Origin of the sequence: Mesorhizobium sp. M0910, assembly GCF_040319465.1 — a bacterium.
Taxonomy (GTDB): Bacteria; Pseudomonadota; Alphaproteobacteria; order Rhizobiales; family Rhizobiaceae; genus Mesorhizobium.
The window spans coordinates 468,028-485,986 of record NZ_JAMYNZ010000003.1 but is presented as its reverse complement, the minus strand read 5'-3'; the positions used below and the strand labels follow the sequence as shown (position 1 = coordinate 485,986).

15 protein-coding genes are annotated in these 17,959 nt (G+C 63.4%); 7 read left to right on the top strand and 8 right to left on the bottom strand.

The annotated features are described in order from the left end of the window. Positions 1-13: 13 nt before the first annotated feature. The 8 genes from NKH78_RS09970 to NKH78_RS09935 form a co-directional block, all read right to left on the bottom strand. On the bottom strand, positions 14-1,456 hold the full coding sequence (locus NKH78_RS09970; protein WP_352738491.1) for a DUF5691 domain-containing protein: 1,443 nt from the start codon (positions 1,454-1,456) through the stop codon (positions 14-16). Then, positions 1,453-2,856: an SWIM zinc finger family protein gene (locus tag NKH78_RS09965; RefSeq protein WP_352738494.1), complete on the bottom strand. Its 1,404-nt coding sequence runs from the start codon at positions 2,854-2,856 to the stop codon at positions 1,453-1,455. Before NKH78_RS09965 ends, NKH78_RS09970 begins: the two co-directional genes overlap by 4 nt. A gap of 190 nt (positions 2,857-3,046) precedes the next feature. Further along, complete coding sequence (locus NKH78_RS09960; RefSeq protein ID WP_352738495.1) at positions 3,047-4,327, bottom strand: amylo-alpha-1,6-glucosidase; 1,281 nt, start codon at positions 4,325-4,327, stop codon at positions 3,047-3,049. A 22-nt stretch (positions 4,328-4,349) separates the two neighbouring features. After that, positions 4,350-5,390, bottom strand: a complete 1,041-nt coding sequence (locus NKH78_RS09955) for an ABC transporter ATP-binding protein (protein WP_352882789.1) — start codon at positions 5,388-5,390, stop codon at positions 4,350-4,352. A gap of 19 nt (positions 5,391-5,409) precedes the next feature. Then, positions 5,410-6,252 (bottom strand): carbohydrate ABC transporter permease, encoded by an 843-nt coding sequence (locus tag NKH78_RS09950; protein WP_352738499.1) that lies wholly within the window; start codon positions 6,250-6,252, stop codon positions 5,410-5,412. Continuing rightward, entirely contained in the window at positions 6,249-7,094 is an 846-nt protein-coding gene (locus NKH78_RS09945; RefSeq protein ID WP_352645339.1) for a carbohydrate ABC transporter permease, read from the bottom strand. The genes NKH78_RS09950 and NKH78_RS09945 overlap by 4 nt, the downstream gene beginning before the upstream one ends. A gap of 77 nt (positions 7,095-7,171) precedes the next feature. Further along, positions 7,172-8,440 (bottom strand): ABC transporter substrate-binding protein, encoded by a 1,269-nt coding sequence (locus tag NKH78_RS09940; protein WP_352701804.1) that lies wholly within the window; start codon positions 8,438-8,440, stop codon positions 7,172-7,174. Between the two features lie 36 nt (positions 8,441-8,476). Further along, positions 8,477-9,520, bottom strand: coding sequence for a substrate-binding domain-containing protein (locus NKH78_RS09935; RefSeq protein ID WP_352882786.1), 1,044 nt, complete (start codon positions 9,518-9,520; stop codon positions 8,477-8,479). 226 nt (positions 9,521-9,746) lie between these two features. Between NKH78_RS09935 and NKH78_RS09930 the strand changes: the two genes are divergently transcribed. The 7 genes from NKH78_RS09930 to NKH78_RS09900 all read left to right on the top strand — a co-directional run bounded on the left by NKH78_RS09930 (position 9,747) and on the right by NKH78_RS09900 (position 17,959). Continuing rightward, positions 9,747-10,721 (top strand): sugar-binding transcriptional regulator, encoded by a 975-nt coding sequence (locus tag NKH78_RS09930; RefSeq protein ID WP_352701800.1) that lies wholly within the window; start codon positions 9,747-9,749, stop codon positions 10,719-10,721. 44 nt (positions 10,722-10,765) lie between these two features. Continuing rightward, positions 10,766-12,211: an ABC transporter substrate-binding protein gene (locus tag NKH78_RS09925; RefSeq protein ID WP_352505338.1), complete on the top strand. Its 1,446-nt coding sequence runs from the start codon at positions 10,766-10,768 to the stop codon at positions 12,209-12,211. Between the two features lie 151 nt (positions 12,212-12,362). Continuing rightward, positions 12,363-13,286: a carbohydrate ABC transporter permease gene (locus tag NKH78_RS09920; RefSeq protein ID WP_352505337.1), complete on the top strand. Its 924-nt coding sequence runs from the start codon at positions 12,363-12,365 to the stop codon at positions 13,284-13,286. Positions 13,287-13,295: 9 nt separating this feature from the next. Beyond that, positions 13,296-14,153, top strand: a complete 858-nt coding sequence (locus NKH78_RS09915; protein WP_023676025.1) for a carbohydrate ABC transporter permease — start codon at positions 13,296-13,298, stop codon at positions 14,151-14,153. 4 nt (positions 14,154-14,157) lie between these two features. Next, entirely contained in the window at positions 14,158-15,276 is a 1,119-nt protein-coding gene (locus tag NKH78_RS09910) for an ABC transporter ATP-binding protein (protein WP_352476539.1), read from the top strand. After that, positions 15,273-16,397 (top strand): ABC transporter ATP-binding protein, encoded by a 1,125-nt coding sequence (locus NKH78_RS09905; protein WP_352476540.1) that lies wholly within the window; start codon positions 15,273-15,275, stop codon positions 16,395-16,397. The genes NKH78_RS09910 and NKH78_RS09905 overlap by 4 nt, the downstream gene beginning before the upstream one ends. Next, a complete protein-coding gene (locus tag NKH78_RS09900) occupies positions 16,397-17,959 on the top strand; it encodes an FGGY-family carbohydrate kinase (RefSeq protein ID WP_352738502.1) in 1,563 nt (520 codons plus the stop codon). Before NKH78_RS09905 ends, NKH78_RS09900 begins: the two co-directional genes overlap by 1 nt.

The window sequence follows — 17,959 nt, the reverse complement described above, 5'->3', positions numbered from 1 at the left end:
TTCTCCGGATTGATCATGTGTCGGTTCGAGACTGATGTTCGGCCAGCGCCGCGTTGAGACGCAGGACACTGAGTGATGGGGCGGCGGGCGGCATACCGGCAGCGACGACCTCGTCGATCAATTTGGCTGCTGTGGTCGCTGTGGCAAGGTAGCCGATCGTTGCCAGTATATCGTCAGCGCCCCGCCGCACGGCTTCGTCGTTTCCCGCAACGGCGGAACGCAAAGCGGGAAGAACTGACCCGTTCGAAAGATCGTCCCATTCCAGCCAGCCAGCATCAATGCCTTCCGCCAGATTGATCGCGCTGAGGTAATTTGCTTGCTTGAGGATCAGCCGGACGAGAGCCCGTTTCCTGCGGCTGTCCAGACGCGGCACAAGGTGCAACACGAACAGCGCCGGTTTGCCGCCTTCGGTGACAAGCATGTCCGCCATATGCGTCACCGCCGCGTCGCTCCCAGAAGCGGCGACCATTCGGGCGATCAGGATATCAGCGTTGTTGTCGGCGCCGAACTGCCAGGCTCCGATGAATTCGGGTTCCGTGATGCCGAACCGTCTGGCGAGGTCGACCAGATTGCAGGTCTCGAACAATTCGGCGCGGCGCTTTTCCTGCGCCGGGGATTTGAGTTTCGCCGGCGTGTAGGTGGTCCGGCGGCGGATGAAGCCGGATTTGCCTTCGCCGATGAAGACGGCGAGTTCGACTGCTGGATCCTCCGCCCCGCCTTCGCTCGAATGGCCGTGCTCGCCCAACCTTGCCAGCAACCGGCCAGCCAGGTCCTGCACCTTGCCGGAACGGTCGGTGGCAAGGCTTTTCAGGAACGGCGCGTCCTCGGCATTGAGGCCGAAGCGCATAAGTTCGATGAGCGCAAGCCTGACCTCCGCAGGTTCGCCCGAGGCCTTGGCCTCGATCAGCATTCGCGCCGCGGCCGGTTCGCGCCGGCGCATATCGGCCAGCGCGATGCGGCGCGCGGCGGGATAGAACTCATCCCAATTTTCCGCCGTGAGTTTCTCTTGCGGGGTATGTCTTTCTCCATCCACGCTGGCTTGCCAGTCGATCCATGGAGCGTAGATATCCGGGCTGTTCTGATCCGACGAGGGCATCCAGTCCATTGGGTGGAGCACGAAGCCGCGGCTGGCGACGAGCGCCGCCACGCGTGCCTTTCGCCTCGCGTCAGCGGCTTGTTTCAGGGCGGCGCGCAAAAGCGGCCGCAACCGCTCCGGCAGCATTGGCAAGGCAAGCCCGGGCAGCGGCGGCCGCCGCTTGAGCGTCTTCGGCGCCGCCGGCCGCAAGGCGACGTCGAGCGCTTGCGCTGCAATTGCCAGGAGCCGGCGCTCCTGCTCGTCGGGACTTGCGCCGCCTGCGATTGCCTTCCAGGCGGCAGGAGCCAGATCGAAGGTGGCTCCGCCGGTGATCCAGCATTCGCGCATGGTCGCCAGGCCTGTTTGTTCGCCCTCATTCACGACAGGTCAAGCCTCCCGAACCCGCTTTGAGCCGCCAGAAGGTCAAGCCGAGCGCCGTCCCAGAGCGCTGCCGTGGCGGCAAGGTCGAGGCCGAGCAATGTCTGATTGACGGCGCCACTGATCGGCAAGGCGAGCCCTTGCGGATCATCGGCGGCCTGCCACCAGGCTGCGCCCCGATCGTCGACCAGGATCGCACCAGGCGGCAGCATGAGAGGGCTATCTGTGAGCCAGGGAGCGGCATCCTGATGGCACACATGCGCAGCCAGCGGATCCTTGGCGACGCCCAGGGTAAAATCGGGCCACGGGCCCGATGCGACGTCGCCCATGCGTTCTGCCACCAGCGCCCGGAGTGGCCGGCGTGATGGATAAAAGACCAACCGGGCATTGAAGCGATCGCCTGGCGAGAAGGCGTTGGATCGGCGTCCGGCCGAGGCGGGAAAATAATCGAGCAGCAGGGCAAATTGTGGTGTGGAGCTTTTCAGATCGAGCAGCCATGTCGAATGGCTGACCAAACCATCGCGCCGGGTCTCGATCTTCTCGCCGACAACCTCCCAGAGACTTTCGACTTGCATTGCATCGGGATTGGCCAGCACCTGTTCGCGGGTTTCGGATGTCGATACAAGCCGCTTCAGCTCGGGATCGTCGGGCGCCGACCGCCAGGCCTTGGCCAGCAGCACGAGCTTGCCGAGTTCGCGGATCGCCGCATCCGGTCGTTCTTCGCTGCGCAGCGCCATCAGCCGCGATGGAATCTCGTCGATACGGCCGGCGAGCGCCGCTGCCTTCATATCGACCAGCCGCGCAGCAATCCGCCGGCAACGGTCGCTGCTGGCGTCGACAAACCCGGAAAGACCGAGCCGCAACTGGTCGGCAATCCATTGGTCGAGTTCATCGAGCGCCGCCGACACTGCTTCTCGTGTGCTTTCCGCCCGCTTGCGCTGCGCCGCCTCGCGACGCTCGACCGTTGCGTTATCTTCAACGGTGGCGCTCTCGTCCGCCCGTGCGGCTTCGCCAATGCTCTTGGCTTCCGCGCCCGGCGCCGGTTGCTGCACCGGCTGTGACGCCGTCTTCCGGCGCCGGCCAAGCCAGTCATTCACCCATCCCGGCGTGGATTCGGCCGCGGCAAAGCTGGCTGGCGCGGTGGCGGCAATCCACATCAGGGCCAGCGTGTGCTTGCATGGGAATTTGCGCGAAGGGCAGGTGCATTGGTAGCCGTGATCACCCGTGTCGACCACCACTCGATAAGGATTGGAGCCGGAGCCCTGGCATTCGCCCCAGATGAGCGCCTGCTGCTCATGCTTTTCGAGCCGCGGCCAGTTCGTTCGTTTGGTGAGCTTGGAGGCGGCGCTCAGCGACGCCTGATCGGGAGCAAGCGCCTCAATGGTCTTCAGGTCGAATTCCAAGCCGCGCTTCTCCCCGCCCCGACGCAGTATAGATAGGGTTTGTGACGAATTATTATAGCTCTGGCATGGTGAAGATTGGGCATGCCTTGGCCTGTTTGATGGGCCAGGACACGCCTCAGACGCAAATGGGGTCGACTGTTATTCGGCAGACAGAACGGGCTTTGGTAGCCGGCGGCCTAGACGGAAGCGTTCAGGCTCTGCCGTTCAGGAACTCGATCACCATCGCCGCGGTCCAGGTGAAGCGATTGCCGCCGAGCGGCTCGCCGCTGAGGGGACCGTAATATTCGGCAAAACCGCTCTCGGCGATCAGGTCGAGACTGGATTGCGTGATCCGTTGTGCGATTTGGCTGTGGCCGGCGGCGGCAAGGCCGTCGGCGATCATGTAGTTGACCACCAGCCAGACCGGGCCGCGCCAGTAGCGCTTTGGGTCGAAGCGTCCATCGCCAGGATCGTGCGAGGGGACGATGTAACGCGCTTTGCCGGCGATGCGCTCGATCGTTGCAGCGATGGCCGCTGCCCGGCTTTCCGGAATGGCCGAAAACACCGGCAGAATGCCGCCGACCGACGCGCTGTCCACGAGCTTTCCGGCCACTCGGTCGAAACAAATGTACTGGCCATGTGTGTCGCTCCACAGCCGTTCCATCGTTGAAAGCCCCTTTTCGGCACGGGCGCGGTTGGCTTCTGCGATTTCGGTTTCGCCAAGTGCCTCGGCGAGATCGGCAAGGTCGGCGGCGGAACGGATCAGGATGGCGTTGAAGCCGGGATCGACGACCTGGAAGGGCGAGGCATCGTGCAGCCGGGTGTTGTCCCAACCAAGTCCGCGGAAATGCTGCAGCAGCCAGATATAGCGATCGTACTGGGCCCTGGTCGGTCGATGCGCAGGGTCGGCGTGCAGGATGTCGCGGCGGGTGTAGGGCTCGACGCCTTCGGTCGGCACGCGCTCGAACGCCTCGTCCCAGTCGATCGAGTTGTCGCGGCCGGACTCCCATGGGTGAATTATGGCGACCAGCCCTTCGCCGTTCGGGTCGCGATTTTCGTAGAACCAGCGGTGCCAGGCGTCGATCTTCGGCAGCAGCGCGCGGGCGCGCTCGGCCGCCAGTTTCTTGTCCTTGGCCTGATCGAACAGGCGGCGCACGGCAAAGCCGGCGACTGCCGGCTGGGTGATGCCGGAGGTGGCGGTCGGGCGGTCCGTTCGCCAGACCTCCGGCCCGGGGAAATAGCCGTCGCTCCAGACGTGGAAGACGATGTGCGGCACCATGCCGTCCGGCCACTGGTGAGCAAACAGTGTGTCGATCTCGGTCCAGGCTCGGGCCTCGTCATAGTGGGCAAGACCGAGGGCGGTCAGGCAGGAATCCCAATTCCACTGGAACGGGTAGAGGCCTTTGGTCGGTATGGTGTAGGTGCCTTGGTCGTTTTCCCTGAGCACCTCGACGGCGCGGGCAATGGTTTCGTCAATGGCAAGAGATATCATTGAGGCGTTCGTGCTTTCAGGATCAAAGGGCGTTCGTGGTTTCGGGATCGAACCAGCGGATGCGGTCGGGTTTGGGAGCAAGCCGAAGATGATCGCCGACCGCGACCGTGGCATTCGATTCGAGGATGGCGCGAAACAGGCCGCCCTCGACATCGCAAGTGACCAGCGTGTGCGGTCCGAGCGGCTCGACGACGCGCACGGTGGCGTTAATACCTTCGTTGCTGGCGTCTACGTCCTCGGGGCGAATGGCGAATTCTATTGTCTGCTTGTCCGATTTGGGGCCGGGCAGCGTCAGGCCGGCGACGATCCAGCTGCCGTTCGCCGTCTTCGTCGCCGGGATGAAATTCATCGGCGGGTTGCCGATGAAGGAGCCGACGAAGCGGGCCGCCGGATTGCGGTAGACCTCTACCGGCGAGGCGGCCTGGACGATACGGCCCTGATGCATGACGGCGATGCGGTCGGCGAGGCTCATCGCCTCGACCTGGTCGTGGGTAACGTAGATGGTGGTGGTCTTGGACGCCGCCAGCACGCCCTTGAGCTCGGCGCGCATTTCGAGCCTGAGCAGCGCGTCGAGGTTCGACAGCGGCTCGTCCATCAGGATCACATCGGGCTCCATGGCGAGCGCGCGGGCGACGGCCACACGCTGGCGCTGACCGCCGGAAAGCTGGCCCGAATAGCGCTTCAAAAGCTGCTCGATATGCATGAGCTCCGCGGTGCGGTTGACGCGCCCGTCGACCTCCTGCTGCGGCAGCTTCTTCATGCGCAGGCCGAAGGCGATGTTCTCGAATACCGTCAGGTGCGGAAAGACCGCGTAATTCTGGAACACCATGGCGATGCCGCGGTCGCGCGGCGGCAGATGGTCGACGCGACGGCCGCCGATCCAGACCTCGCCCTGGCTTGGCGTTTCCAGCCCGGCGACGATCCTCAGCAGCGTGGTCTTGCCGCAGCCCGAGGCGCCAAGCAGCACCATGAATTCCTGGTCGGTGATGGTCAGGTCGATCGAATGCAGCGCGGTGAAGCCGCCGAAACGTTTTGCCACCTGCTTGATGACGATCTCAGCCATCGGCGTTCTCTTTTGTGCGTCATCGATTGGCGATCCCCCACATGGCGAACAAATATTTGCGGACGGCGAAGATGAAGATCAGCGCCGGAATGACCAGTGCCGCGCCACCGGCAAATTTGAGGTAGAGCGGCGATTCGCCAAGGCTCTGCAGCAGGAAGGCGGTCAGCGTCCGGTTCTCGATGGTGAGCACTGCGGCGGCAAACACCTCGTTCCAGGAGATGGTGAAGGCAAACACCGCCGACGCCGCGATGCCCGGCAGCGCCAGCGGCAGAATGACTTTTCGGAATGCCTGCAATCTCGTGCAGCCGAGTGTCCAGGCCGCCTCCTCCAGCTCGACGGGAATGCCGGAGAACAGCGAGAAGGTGATCAGCACGGCAAACGGCAGCGCCAGCGTGGTGTGGACCAGCGCCAGCCCGATCGCGGTGTCGTCGAGGCCGGTGCGGATGAACATCACCGCCAGCGGCAGCGCCAGCAGCGGCAGCGGGAAGGCGCGGGTCATCAGCACGAGGAAACGGAACGTTTCCTTGCCCCGGAAATCGAAGCGCGACAGCGCGTAGCCCGCGGGTGCGCCGAAGCCGATCGAGAGCAGCATCGTCAGCGTGGCGACGAGAACGGAGTTCCACAGCGCCTTGGCGACACCGGCGAAATTGATGAAGAAAGAAAGGCTGCCGAAATCGAGTGACGGGAAGAATCGCTTGGGAAAGGCGGTCACCTGTTCCGGCGACGACAGCGCGTTGACGATCAACAGATAGATCGGCAGCAGCACCCAGACGCAAAGCAGGATGACGGTGGCGACCAGCAACCAGTTACCGGCTTTGCGGGCCTCAGGCGCGGCGATCGAGAGCTCCGCGACCGTGCTCATATCCGCGCCTCCTTCGGCACACGCAGCACCCGCAGGAAGAACAGCGTGAAACCGATCGAGATGGCGAGGATGAACAGCGCCATGGCGGCGGCGACATTGCGGTCCTGCAGCGTGAACTGCCAATTGTAGGTCTCGCCCATCAGCACCGGCAGATTGGTGCCGCCGAGTGCTGCAACCACGGCGAAGACTTCAAAGGCAAGGATGACGCGCAGGATGATCGCCGTCTGCAGGCTTGGGCGCAGCAGAGGCAGCGTGATCTTGATGAAGCGCTTCCACGGGCTAGCGCCAAAAACCTCCGCCGCCTCGTAGTATTCCCGGGGGATCAGCCCCATGCCGGCGACCAGAATGACCATCATGATGGCGGTCGCGCGCCAGATCTCGGCCAGCGCCACGGCGATGAAGATCGTCAGCTTGCTCTGGTAGCCGAGGAACATAACCGGCCTGTCGATGACGCCGAGATTGGAGAGCAAGGTGTTCAGGAAGCCGGACTGGTCGAAGATGGCGAGCCAGATCAGTCCGGCGGCGAGATCGGAAATGCCGAGCGGAATAGCGAAGATGTAAAGCGCAGCGCTGCGTCCGGTTTCAAGCCGCGACACCATCGTTGCCATCAGCAGCGCCATCACCAGTTGGATCGGCACGACGATGGCGCTCAGCAGCAGCGTGTTGCGGACAGTGACCGGAAACTTCCAGCTGCCCGCCATGGTGCGGAAATTGTCGAGCGTAAAGCCGCCGTCGCGGGTGAACGCCTCGAAGGCGACCAGCGCGAACGGGTAGAGGAAGAAGACGCAGAGGAACAGCGTCGCCGGCATCAGCAGCAGATAGGGAAGGGCCTTGCCGTGCATGGAGCGCTCTCTATTCGACGCTTGAAAAAAGGGTGGGCGCCCGGCGCGCTGGAAATCCGGACGCCCAGGGAGGATTCCTAATCGACCGGGCAGGCGCCTTGCGATGGCTTGTCGGGCGCCCAGCACGGCGCCTTCGCCTGTTCGATGATCGCTTTCAGCGCCGTCGCCTGTTCGTCGAGCACGCCGTGCACATCCTCGCCGCCGAGCACGATGCGCTCGAAGCTGTCGGTGTAGATCTGATTGAACTTGCCGCTGAGGCCGCCAAGTCCCATCGGCAGCAGCGCCGGCAACGCATCGGGAGCTGCTGTCATGGTGGCGATCACTGGGCTGAAAGCCTTCACCGAGGCCGGCATGTCGTCGGGCAGCTTGACGTTGACGATGGGGAAGAAGTTTGTCGCCTTCAGCGTCGCGATCTGGGTTTCCGGTTTCAGCATATAGGCGACCAGCGCCTTGGCCTTGTCCATGTCAGGCGAGGTCTTCGGGATAGCGACACCGGCCACCACCGGCATGTAGCCGCGGCCTGCCGGGCCAGCCGGCGCCGGAAAGGCGACGAAGTCATTGGGTTTCTGGTTAAAGGCGTCGGCAAGCCGCGCCACGTGGTCGAATGCCACCCAGACTTCGCCGGTCAGCAGCGGCTCCTGCATGAAGGCATAGTTGGTCGAATTCGGGTTGGTGTACTGCCACAACTCCTTGAATTTGTTCCACGCCGTCTCGGCCTCCGCCGAGCGGAACTTGGTCACCATCGAACCGGTATAAGACGGAAGGAGAAAACCCTCGAAGAAACGATGCTTCAGCCCTTTCGGGCCGGCCGGAAAACCGAACTTGGGTGAACCAGTCTTTTCCGCGATGTTTTTCGCCCACTCGATCAGTTGGTCATAAGTGATGGTGTTGAGATCGGTGCCGGCCGGCAGATATTGCAGCGCCTGTTTGTTGGCCGCCATCAGAAAGGTGGCCTGCATCCATGGCAGGTACTTCTGCTCGCCGGTGCCGAGCATGCCGAGCTTCTTGTAGGTCTCGTTGACCTTGACGCCACCGAGATCGACGCCGGACAGATCGACAAGGTTCGCGCCGACGGTGGAGAAGTCTCCGTGCAGGCCGCCGAGCACGCCTATGGTGCCGGAGCCGGCCTGCAGTTCGGCCTGAAGGCGGGTGAGCCAGGGCCCGTCCTCGGCGACCTGATAGTCGACCTGGCCGTCAAACCCCTTCAGCACTTCGCTGCGCATCTTCTGTGTCTCTTCCACTGGTCGCGCCTGTGTCGACCAGAACAACACTTGCTGGGCTTGTGCTGCGCCAGCAGCAAGCGACAACGCCAGCACCGCACCTGCCAATGTCCTCAACGCATTCATCGTCATCTTCCTCCCTGGTTGTGCGCCGCTAAGGCGTCAGTTCCGTCCTGTAGGTGTCGGGCCATGGCTTGCCCGCGAGACAAGTATCGGCCGCACCAGCCGCGTCAGCGGCTTGGTCGGCCTGTCGCCGATGACGGTCAGCAGCATCTCGCCGATCTCGCGCGCGCACTGGCGGATCGAGGCGTCGAAAGTGGTCAGCCCCGGCGGCGCATAGGCGGAGGCGGCTATGTTGTCGAAGCCGATCACCGACAGGTCGTGAGGAATGGCAAGTCCGGCGCGCCCTGCCTCTTCCATGACCGTCAGCGCCAGCTCGTCGAACAGCGCGACAATGGCCGTCGGCCGCTCGGCAGCGTGCAGCAGCCGGTTGATCGCCTGGATGCGGGCACCGCGATCGAAACGCGGCGCCGTCGCCACATCGAGCCTGACCGACGGATCGCCCCGGCGGGCGATCGCGGCGGCGAGCCCATCCTGCCTAAGATGGCGAAACGTCATCGGCTCGGAAATCGTCACCAGGCCGAAATGCCGGTGTCCGAGGTTGTAGAGCATGTCGAAGGCTTCGCCGAAAGCATGCGCGCCATCGGTATCGAGCCAATGGTAGGCAAAGTCGCCGTCGAGCAGCCTGCCATGCGCGACGAACGGGAAATTGCGTTGGCGCAAATAGGCAAGCCGCTCGTCGACCTCGGCGATACGGGTGACGATGACCCCGTCGGCGCGGCCCGATTCGACGACATGGCGAAGCACGGAAAGTTCCGACTGGCCCTGCGCCGCTGCGGCCAGGATCAGGTCGGAGCCGTGCGAAACCAGCCCTTCGCCGAGCCCTATGACGAATTCGCCGAGGAAGGAATCGACCAGATTGGGGCCGCGGATCGGCAGCACCATGCCGACAAAGCCGCTGCGGCCGGAGACCAGCGTGCGGGCTGCGGTATTCGGCACATAGCCGGCCAGGCGCGCGGCCTCGGTGACACGTTGGCGCGTTTTCAAGGCGATCTGCTCGTGGCCGGCAAGGGCCCGCGAAACGGTGGTGATTGACAGGCCGAGCTGCGCAGCAAGTTCCTTGAGGGTGGTAACGCGGGCCGGCATCGTTCCTCCCGAACGAAGTTTGAAACGTTTGTAATCACTTCAAACGAAATTGCAAACGTTTTAAATGGTGCGCGGTCGATGTGATTTCTTGCCCGTTGGGTAGCGCGGCCCTATCGACCCCGGCCCGCAAGCTCCTAGTCGGCGATTTAAACGCAGCGGTTGCTTGACTCGGGCGACGCCTTGTGAAAAATTTTGCAGCAACTGATAAAAATATCAAAGGGCGGAAATGGTTGGTTTTGGCAACGGCCTGCTGCGCGACGATGAGACAGGTATGGCAGCCCGTGCCGCCTGGCTTCACTATGCCGGCGGCCTGACCCAGTCGGAGGTCGCCAAGCGGCTCGGCCTGACCAGCCTCAAGGCGCATCGCCTGATCACCAAGGCCAATCAGGAAGGCCTGGTCAAAGTCTATATCGACGGCGAAGTCTCCGAATGCGTGGAGCTTGAGGACGAGTTGTCCGGCCGCTACGGCCTCGACTATTGCGAGGTAGTTCCGGACTTCGATGCCGAAGACCTGCCGCTCAAGGCGCTCGGCATCGCAGGCGCGCAGTTTCTCAAGCGCGAGATCGAACGCGGCGAAGAGGCGCTGATCGGCGTCGGCCACGGCCGCACGCTTGCCGCCTGCGTGGAGTATCTGCCGCGCATATCGGCCGGCCGGATCCGTTTCGTCTCGCTGCTTGGCGGCCTGACGCGCAAGTTCTCGGCCAATCCGCATGACGTCATCCACCGCGTCGCGGAACGGACCGGTGCGGAGGCCTATGTGATGCCCGTACCGATGTTCGCCAACACGGTCGAGGATCGAACCGTGTTGCTCGGGCAGAAGGGCGTCAGCGATGTCTTCGACCTCGCCAAGTCCGCCGACTTGCTTATCGCCGGCATCGGCACCGCCGAACGTGAGGCCTCGCTTGTCGCCACCGGTATGATCGAGAAGGGCGAGATGGAGGAGATCCGCCGCAATGGCGGCGTCGGCGAACTGCTCGGGCATTTCTTCGACAACGCCGGAAAGGCCGTTGCGACGACGCTTTCCGACCGGGCGCTGGCGCTGGCGCGCGAAGACATCAGCAACCGCAGGATTGTCGCCGTTGCCGGCGGCAAGGTGAAGGTTCGCGCCATCAAGTCAGTGCTGGAGGGCCGCTATCTCAAAGGCTTGATAACCGACGAGCGGACGGCGCGATCGCTCGTGGAACAGACGCCGGTCGGGTAGCCGGCAACCATTTCGTTGAAACTACCCTGTGGAGGAGAAGAGAAATGCGTGAGAAAGAGAAAGACCTCATCGACGCGTTCCTGCGTGGACAAGTCGACCGCCGTGGGCTGATCAAGGGCCTCGGTACAATGGGCCTTGCCGCCAGCACCGCCGGCACACTGCTCAATTTCGGGCAGACCCGCGCCCTGGCGGCTGATTTCGACTGGCAGGCGCATAAGGGCAAGACCATCAAGCTGTTGCTCAACAAGCATCCTTACGCCGATGCGATGATCGCCAACCTCGACAATTTCAAGCAGTTGACCGGCATGAATGTCGTCTATGACGTGTTCCCCGAAGACGTCTATTTCGACAAGGTTACCGCCGCGCTGTCGGCCAGCTCGCCCGAATACGATGCTTTCATGACGGGCGCCTACATGACCTGGACCTACGGCCCGGCCGGCTGGATCACCGACCTCAACGAATGGATCAAGGATCCGGCCAAGACCAACCCGAAATATGCCTGGGACGACTTCCTGCCCGGCGTCAGGAAGTCCTGCGCCTGGAACGGCCAGCCTGGCGGAGTGCTCGGTTCCGACGACGCCAAGCAGTGGTGCATTCCGTGGGGTTTCGAACAGAACAACATCACCTACAACAAGGGCATGTTCGACAAGGTCGGCGTCAGCGTTCCCGGCAATATGGATGAGATGGTCGCTACGGCGGCGAAGCTCACCAAGGACGTCGGCGGTGGCGTCTACGGCATCGGCGTGCGCGGCTCGCGCTCCTGGGCGACGATCCACCCGGGCTTCCTGTCGGCCTACGCCAATTTCGACCAGAAGGACCTGAACGTCTCGGCTGACGGCAAGCTGTCGGCCGCGATGAGCACCGCCGAATCCAAGGCTTTCCACAAACAGTGGGTCCAGATGATTCAGGAGAGCGGCCCGAAGGACTGGTCGACCTACACCTGGTACCAGGTCGGCACCGATCTCGGTGCAGGCGCCTCGGCGATGATCTACGATGCCGACATTCTCGGCTACTTCATGAATGGCGGCGATAACAAGATGGCCGGCAAGCTCGCCTTCGCGGCGTTCAAGGCCAATCCCGCCGCCAAGGCACCGACGCCCAATATCTGGATCTGGTCGCTGTCGATGTCCAACTTCTCCAAAGACAAGGACGCCACCTGGTACTTCATGCAATGGGCATCCGGACCCGAGCATGCACTGTTCGGTGCGACCAAGATGGACTTCGTCAATCCGGTCCGCCAGTCGGTCTGGAACGACCAGATGTTCCGGGACAAGTTGAACAAGAGCTATCCCGGTTATGTCGAGATGTTCGACGTCTCGGCGCCGGGCGCCAGCATCAAGTTCACTCCGCAGCCGCTGTTCTTCGATCTCACCACCGAATGGGCGGCGACGCTGCAGAAGATGGTGGCCAAGGAAGTGCCGGTCGACGAGGGCCTCGACAAGCTGGCCGAGAGCATCAACGGCCAGCTCAAGGAAGCCGGGCTCGGCTAAGGGGCGGCAAAGGCTGGCCCGTCGCGGGCCAGCCTTTGAGATGTGATACGTTTGCGACGCGGTCCCGAAAGGTGCCGCCTGCTCGCCCGCCCGGCCGCCTTGCTCCCTTGGGCGGCCGGGACGGCGAAGCAACAGGATGACGGAGCAGCAGATGACTGCGGCGACAATACAAAGAAACACGCCGTCGGGCTTCAGGATCAGCAAGCGTGTGCTGCCTTACCTCCTCAGCCTGCCGGCCCTGCTGGTCTGCATCGGAATCCTGATCCCGTTCCTGACCTCGGTGGTCTATTCGTTCCAGCGCTACCGGTTGAGCCAACCCTGGGCGCGGCAGTTCAACTGGGGCGACAACTATATCTCCTTCTTCACCGACCCGAAGTTCTGGAACACGCTGGAGATTTCGCTGCTCTACGCCGGCATCACCGTCGTGCTCGAGCTGCTTCTCGGTCTCGGCATCGCCATGCTGCTGCAGAAGCGCTCGACGCTAAACAACTTCATCTCGATAATGCTGTTGATGCCGCTGATGACGGCGCCGGCGCTCGCCGCGCTGATGTGGAAGCTGATGACCAATCCCGGCTTCGGTGTGCTCAGCTATCTCGCTAGCCTGATCGGGCTGCAGGATTTCCGCTGGGCCTCGTCTCCGTCGACGGCATTGCTCACCGTCGTCCTTGTCGACATCTGGGTCTACACGCCTTTCATCATGATCCTGCTGCTTGCCGGACTGCGCAGCCTGCCGACGCAGCCCTTCGAGGCGGCAGCACTCGACGGCGTGCCGCGCAGCTTCGTCTTCTTCCGCATCACCCTGCCGATGCTGACCCCCTACATCCTGACAGCGACGCTGTTCCGCCTGCTCGATTCAATCCAGCAGTTCGACATCATCTACGCCATGACCCAAGGCGGGCCGGGCGATACGCTGACCGTCTTCCAGGTGGAGGCCTATCTCAACTTCTTCCAGTCGACCAATGTCGGCCGCTCGGCAGCACTGATGATCATCCTGTGGGCGATTACCTATTTCCTCTCGAACATTTTCATCAAGAACTGGCTGCGGCTGCGCGAACGCGCCCGCGGCCATGCATAGGAGGCTGGCATGGAACACACCTCCCTTCTCGAACGCATCCTGCGTGGCATAGCCCTGGCACTGGTCGTGATCTTCTTCATGTTCCCGATCGTCTGGATCCTGATGATGTCGTTCCAGACCAACGAGACAATCCTGCGGATCCCGCCGCAGCTTGTCTTCGAGCCGACGCTCGCCAACTACACCGCCTTGATCACAGGCAAGCTGATGACGGCAGCCGGCACGCTCGACATCGCCTTCATGCGCAATCTCTGGAATTCCGTCTTCCTGTCGGTCACCTCGGTTGCCGTCGCGCTGCTGCTCGGCGTTCCCGCAGCCTATGCCTTTGCCCGGCACAAATTCCGCGGCTCGGAGGACATCGCCTTCACGCTGCTGTCGTTCCGGTTCGCGCCGGCGCTGCTGGTGCTTTTGCCGCTCACCCTTTATTTCCAGAAGCTCGGGCTGGCCAACACCTATATCGGGCTGATCTGGGTCTACCAGCTGATCTGCCTGCCGCTGATCCTGTGGATCGTGCGCGGCTATTTCGAGGATATTCCGGCCGACATCGAATACGCCTACCGCATCGCCGGCCATTCCTGGTTTGCCACCTTCCGCAAGATCGCGCTGCCGCTCGCCGGGCCGGGCATTGCCGCTGCCGGCCTGCTCGCCTTCATCTTCGCCTGGAACAATTTCGTCTTTGCGCTGGTGCTCGCTTCGGCCGACAAGCAGCCGGTGACGGTCGGCGCGCTGGCGTTCATCACCTCCTCCGGCATCCAGTACGGCCAGATCTCAGCCGCGATCGTGCTGTCGATCACGCCGACGCTGGCGCTCGCGCTTTATGCGCAGCGCTATCTCGTCGAAGGCCTGTCGCTTGGCGCGGTGAAAGGATAGTCCGATGGCAAGCCTCGAACTGCGAAACATCGTCAAGCGCTACAAAAGCCAGACCGTTCTCGACAATCTGTCGCTGACCGTCGCCGACGGCGAAACGCTGGTCCTGTTCGGGCCGTCCGGCGCCGGCAAGACGGTTCTATTGCGGCTGGTCGCCGGCGTCATCGACCCCGACGAGGGAAAGATCCTCATCGGCGGCGAGGACATGACCGACGTCGACGCCGAGTTCCGCGGCGTCGGCATGGCGTTCCAGAACTTCGCGCTGTTCCCGCATATGACGGCGTTCGACAACATCGCCACGCCGCTGCAGGCGAAGCATTCGTCGCAGGGCGCGATCAAGGCCGGCGTCGAGAGCGTCGGCAAGCTGTTGAAGATCGGCCATGTGCTCAGCCACAAGCCGCGGGCGCTGTCCAACGGCCAGAAGCAGCGCACCGCGCTTGCCCGCGCCCTGGTCGGCTCGCCGCCGCTTCTGCTGCTCGATGATCCCTTGCGCAACGTCGATGCCAAATTGCGCTTCGAAATGCGGCTCGAACTGCCAAGACTGCTCGCCGATCGTGGCGCAACCGTTGTCTACGTCACCCAGGACTACAAGGAAGCGATGGCGCTTGGCGATCGCATCGCAGTGATGTCGCAAGGCGTCGTGAAACAGCTCGGCACGCCCGAACAGATCTACCGCGAGCCGGCCAACGTCGAGATCGCCCGGCTGTTCGGCGACCCGACCATCAACCTGCTCGACGTCAAGCCGTCCCGGGATGCCAAGGGCGTCTATGTCGGCCTGTCCAATGTCCAGGTCCATCTGGCCGGCGCGCATGAGGCGGCGGTCGGCCGTGACTGCGTGATCGGCTTGCGGCCGGAGGCGCTGGCCTTTGTTGACGAAGGCACGTCCGGCGCCATCCCGGTAACGGTCGAGGCCGAGACGCCGCTCAACGAGAAGATCGTCACCCTGGTGCGCACCGTGCGCGGCCGTGAAATCCTGGTTTCGCGTCCGTCCGGGATACCGGGTCAATCCGAGGGCAGGGCGCATATCGCTGTCGACAGCAAAAGCGCCCTGCTGTTCGATCGTGCAAGCGGCGAGCGCATCGGCTCGAAAAATGTCGTCAATTTGCGCAGTGGAGAAGCGGCATGAGCCCGAGCGCAATCACCATTTCGGGCGTCGACAAGTTCTACGGTCCGGTCGACCGCGGCGTGCACGCCGTCAAGAACCTGACGATGGAAATCGCCAAGGGCGAGATCGTGGCACTGCTCGGCTCATCCGGCTGCGGCAAGACCTCGACATTGCGCATGATCGCAGGCTTCGAAGAGGTCTCGCGCGGCACAATCTCGGTTGCCGGCCGCAAGGTGCACACGTTGCCGCCGGTCAAGCGCAACGTCGCGATGGCCTTCGAGGGCTATTCGCTCTACCCGCCGCTGACCGTGCGCGAGAACATGGCCTTCGCCCTCAAGGCTGCCAGGCTGGCTAAGAGCGCGGTCGATGCAAAGGTTGCTCATATCGCCAAGCTGCTTGAGATCGAGGACATTCTCGAGCGCTATCCAAGCTCGATCTCCGGCGGCCAGCAGCAGCGCGCCAGCCTCGGCCGGGCGCTGATCCGCGAAGCCAACCTGCACCTGCTGGACGAGCCGATGGGCCAACTCGAGCCGCAGCTTCGCGCTGTGCTGCGCGGCCGCATCAAGCACTTCATCAAGGAGCGCGGCCTGACCGCGATCCTGGTCACCCACGACCAGACGGAGGCCAATGCGCTGGCCGACCGTATCGCGGTCATGGAAGGCGGCGTGCTGCAGCAGTTCGATACGCCTGACAGGATCAAGGAGCGGCCGGCAAACCTGTTCACCGGCACCTTCGTTGGCGAGCCGCCAATGAATGTCTTCGAAGCCTATGTCGGCACGACTGACGGCAAGATCAATCTCAAGCTGCCCGACGGGCTTTCGCTCGACTACGACAAGGATGCCTTCAGCGGCCCGGTTCGCGACGAATTGCTCAACCGGCAGCGCGTCGTCATCGGCGTCAGGCCTTATGCTGTCCGCCGCTCCAAGGACGGCGTGCCGGCCACGGTTTCGGCCAATCAATGGCTCGGCGATCAGACCCATATCGCCGCCGATTTCGCCGGCGGTTCGCTGGTTCTGGTCGAGCATGACCGGACCCGCCTGGAGCTCGGGGCGCCGATCAAGGTCAGCATCGATCCAAAAAACCTGCACGTCTTCGATCAGGCGAGCGGTGACGCCATATCGCATGGCACGGAGCTTGCCTGATGCGGGATGTGCTGATCGGCGTCGACGCCGGCACGTCTGTCATCAAATCCGTCGCCTTCGACACGGCGGGCAGGCAGATCGCGGCTGCCGCGCTGCCCAACAAGTACGAGACACTGCCGGGCGGCGGCGCCGAGCAGGACCTGACACGCACCTGGGCCGACACCGCGACGACCTTGCGCGAGCTTGCCAACAAGGTGCCGGATCTCGCCAGCCGGACCATTGCCATCGCCGTGACCGGGCAGGGCGACGGCACCTGGCTGATCGACAAGGATGGTGAGCCGGTGGCCAAGGGCTGGCTGTGGCTCGACGCGCGCGCTGCCGCGGTCGTCGAGGAGATACGCGCGCGGCCCGAGGACCGGCTGCGCTTCGAAAAGACCGGCAGCGGGCTCGCTGCCTGCCAGCAAGGATCGCAGTTCGTCTTCATGAAGCGCCACATACCCGCGATGCTTGCCAATGCAGCGACGGCCTTCCACTGCAAGGACTGGCTCTATTTCAAGTTGACCGGCCACCGCGCCACCGACCCGTCCGAGGGCACCTTTACCTTCGGGGATTTCCGCACGCGCGGCTATTCAGATGATGTACTCGAGGTACTCGGCGTCACCGATCTCCGGCATCTGCTGCCGCCCATCGTCGATGGCACCAGGCAAAGCACCTCGCTGTCGGCGGCAGCCGCCAAAGCGACCGGTCTGCTCGCCGGCACACCGGTCGTTCTGGCCTATGTCGATGTCGCCTGCACGGCGCTTGGCGCCGGCCTGTTCGATCGCGAGCGCAAGCCGGGATGCTCGATCATTGGCTCCACCGGAATGCATATGCGGCTTGCCGAAACGCCGGAGGAGGTTCTGCTCAACGAGGCTGCAACCGGCTACACGATGACGATGCCGGCGCCGGGCGTCTTTGCGCAGATGCAGTCGAACATGGCGGCAACGCTCAATATTGACTGGGTCCTTGGCCTCGCCTCCGGCATTCTCGCCTCGCAAGGTATCACACGGACCAATGGCGAGATGATCGCGCTGGTCGACCAGTGGATATCGTCGTCCGAGCCAGGCTCGTTGCTCTACCAGCCTTATGTCTCGGAGGCCGGCGAGCGCGGGCCGTTCGTCGATGCCAATGCCCGGGCCGGCTTCATCGGCATTTCGTCCAGGCACGGCTATGCCGACATGGTTCGTGCGGTGTTCGAGGGGCTGGCTTTCGCGGCACGCGATTGCTACGCCGCCATGGGGCCGCTGCCCAAGGAAATCCGCCTGACCGGCGGAGCGGCCAGGAGCCCGGCGCTGCGCAATATCCTGGGTGCTGCGATCGGCGCCGACATTCGCACCAGCGAGCGCGAGGAGGCCGGTGCGGCGGGCGCCGCAATGATTGCTGCGGTCTGCGTCGGCCAGTACGCATCGATGGACGATTGCGTCAGTGAATGGGTCACACCGTTGCTCCGTTCGGCCGAGCCCAGCGACCGAAAGCTTGCCGCTGCCTATGAGGCGATGGCTCCGTCCTACACATTGGCGCACGAGGCGCTGCGGCCGGTCTGGCGTTCGCTGGCCGCGTCCAGGCAAACCGACGTGAATTGA

Excerpts from the sequence above, each read along its gene's own strand:
- NKH78_RS09960 (WP_352738495.1), bottom strand. The coding sequence starts at position 4,327 with ATGATATCTCTTGCCATTGACGAAACCATTGCCCGCGCCGTCGAGGTG.
- NKH78_RS09955 (WP_352882789.1), bottom strand. The coding sequence starts at position 5,390 with ATGGCTGAGATCGTCATCAAGCAGGTGGCAAAACGTTTCGGCGGCTTC.
- NKH78_RS09950 (WP_352738499.1), bottom strand. The coding sequence starts at position 6,252 with ATGAGCACGGTCGCGGAGCTCTCGATCGCCGCGCCTGAGGCCCGCAAA.
- NKH78_RS09945 (WP_352645339.1), bottom strand. The coding sequence starts at position 7,094 with ATGCACGGCAAGGCCCTTCCCTATCTGCTGCTGATGCCGGCGACGCTG.
- NKH78_RS09940 (WP_352701804.1), bottom strand. The coding sequence starts at position 8,440 with ATGAATGCGTTGAGGACATTGGCAGGTGCGGTGCTGGCGTTGTCGCTT.
- NKH78_RS09935 (WP_352882786.1), bottom strand. The coding sequence starts at position 9,520 with ATGCCGGCCCGCGTTACCACCCTCAAGGAACTTGCTGCGCAGCTCGGC.
- NKH78_RS09930 (WP_352701800.1), top strand. The coding sequence starts at position 9,747 with ATGGTTGGTTTTGGCAACGGCCTGCTGCGCGACGATGAGACAGGTATG.
- NKH78_RS09925 (WP_352505338.1), top strand. The coding sequence starts at position 10,766 with ATGCGTGAGAAAGAGAAAGACCTCATCGACGCGTTCCTGCGTGGACAA.
- NKH78_RS09920 (WP_352505337.1), top strand. The coding sequence starts at position 12,363 with ATGACTGCGGCGACAATACAAAGAAACACGCCGTCGGGCTTCAGGATC.
- NKH78_RS09915 (WP_023676025.1), top strand. The coding sequence starts at position 13,296 with ATGGAACACACCTCCCTTCTCGAACGCATCCTGCGTGGCATAGCCCTG.
- NKH78_RS09910 (WP_352476539.1), top strand. The coding sequence starts at position 14,158 with ATGGCAAGCCTCGAACTGCGAAACATCGTCAAGCGCTACAAAAGCCAG.
- NKH78_RS09905 (WP_352476540.1), top strand. The coding sequence starts at position 15,273 with ATGAGCCCGAGCGCAATCACCATTTCGGGCGTCGACAAGTTCTACGGT.
- NKH78_RS09900 (WP_352738502.1), top strand. The coding sequence starts at position 16,397 with ATGCGGGATGTGCTGATCGGCGTCGACGCCGGCACGTCTGTCATCAAA.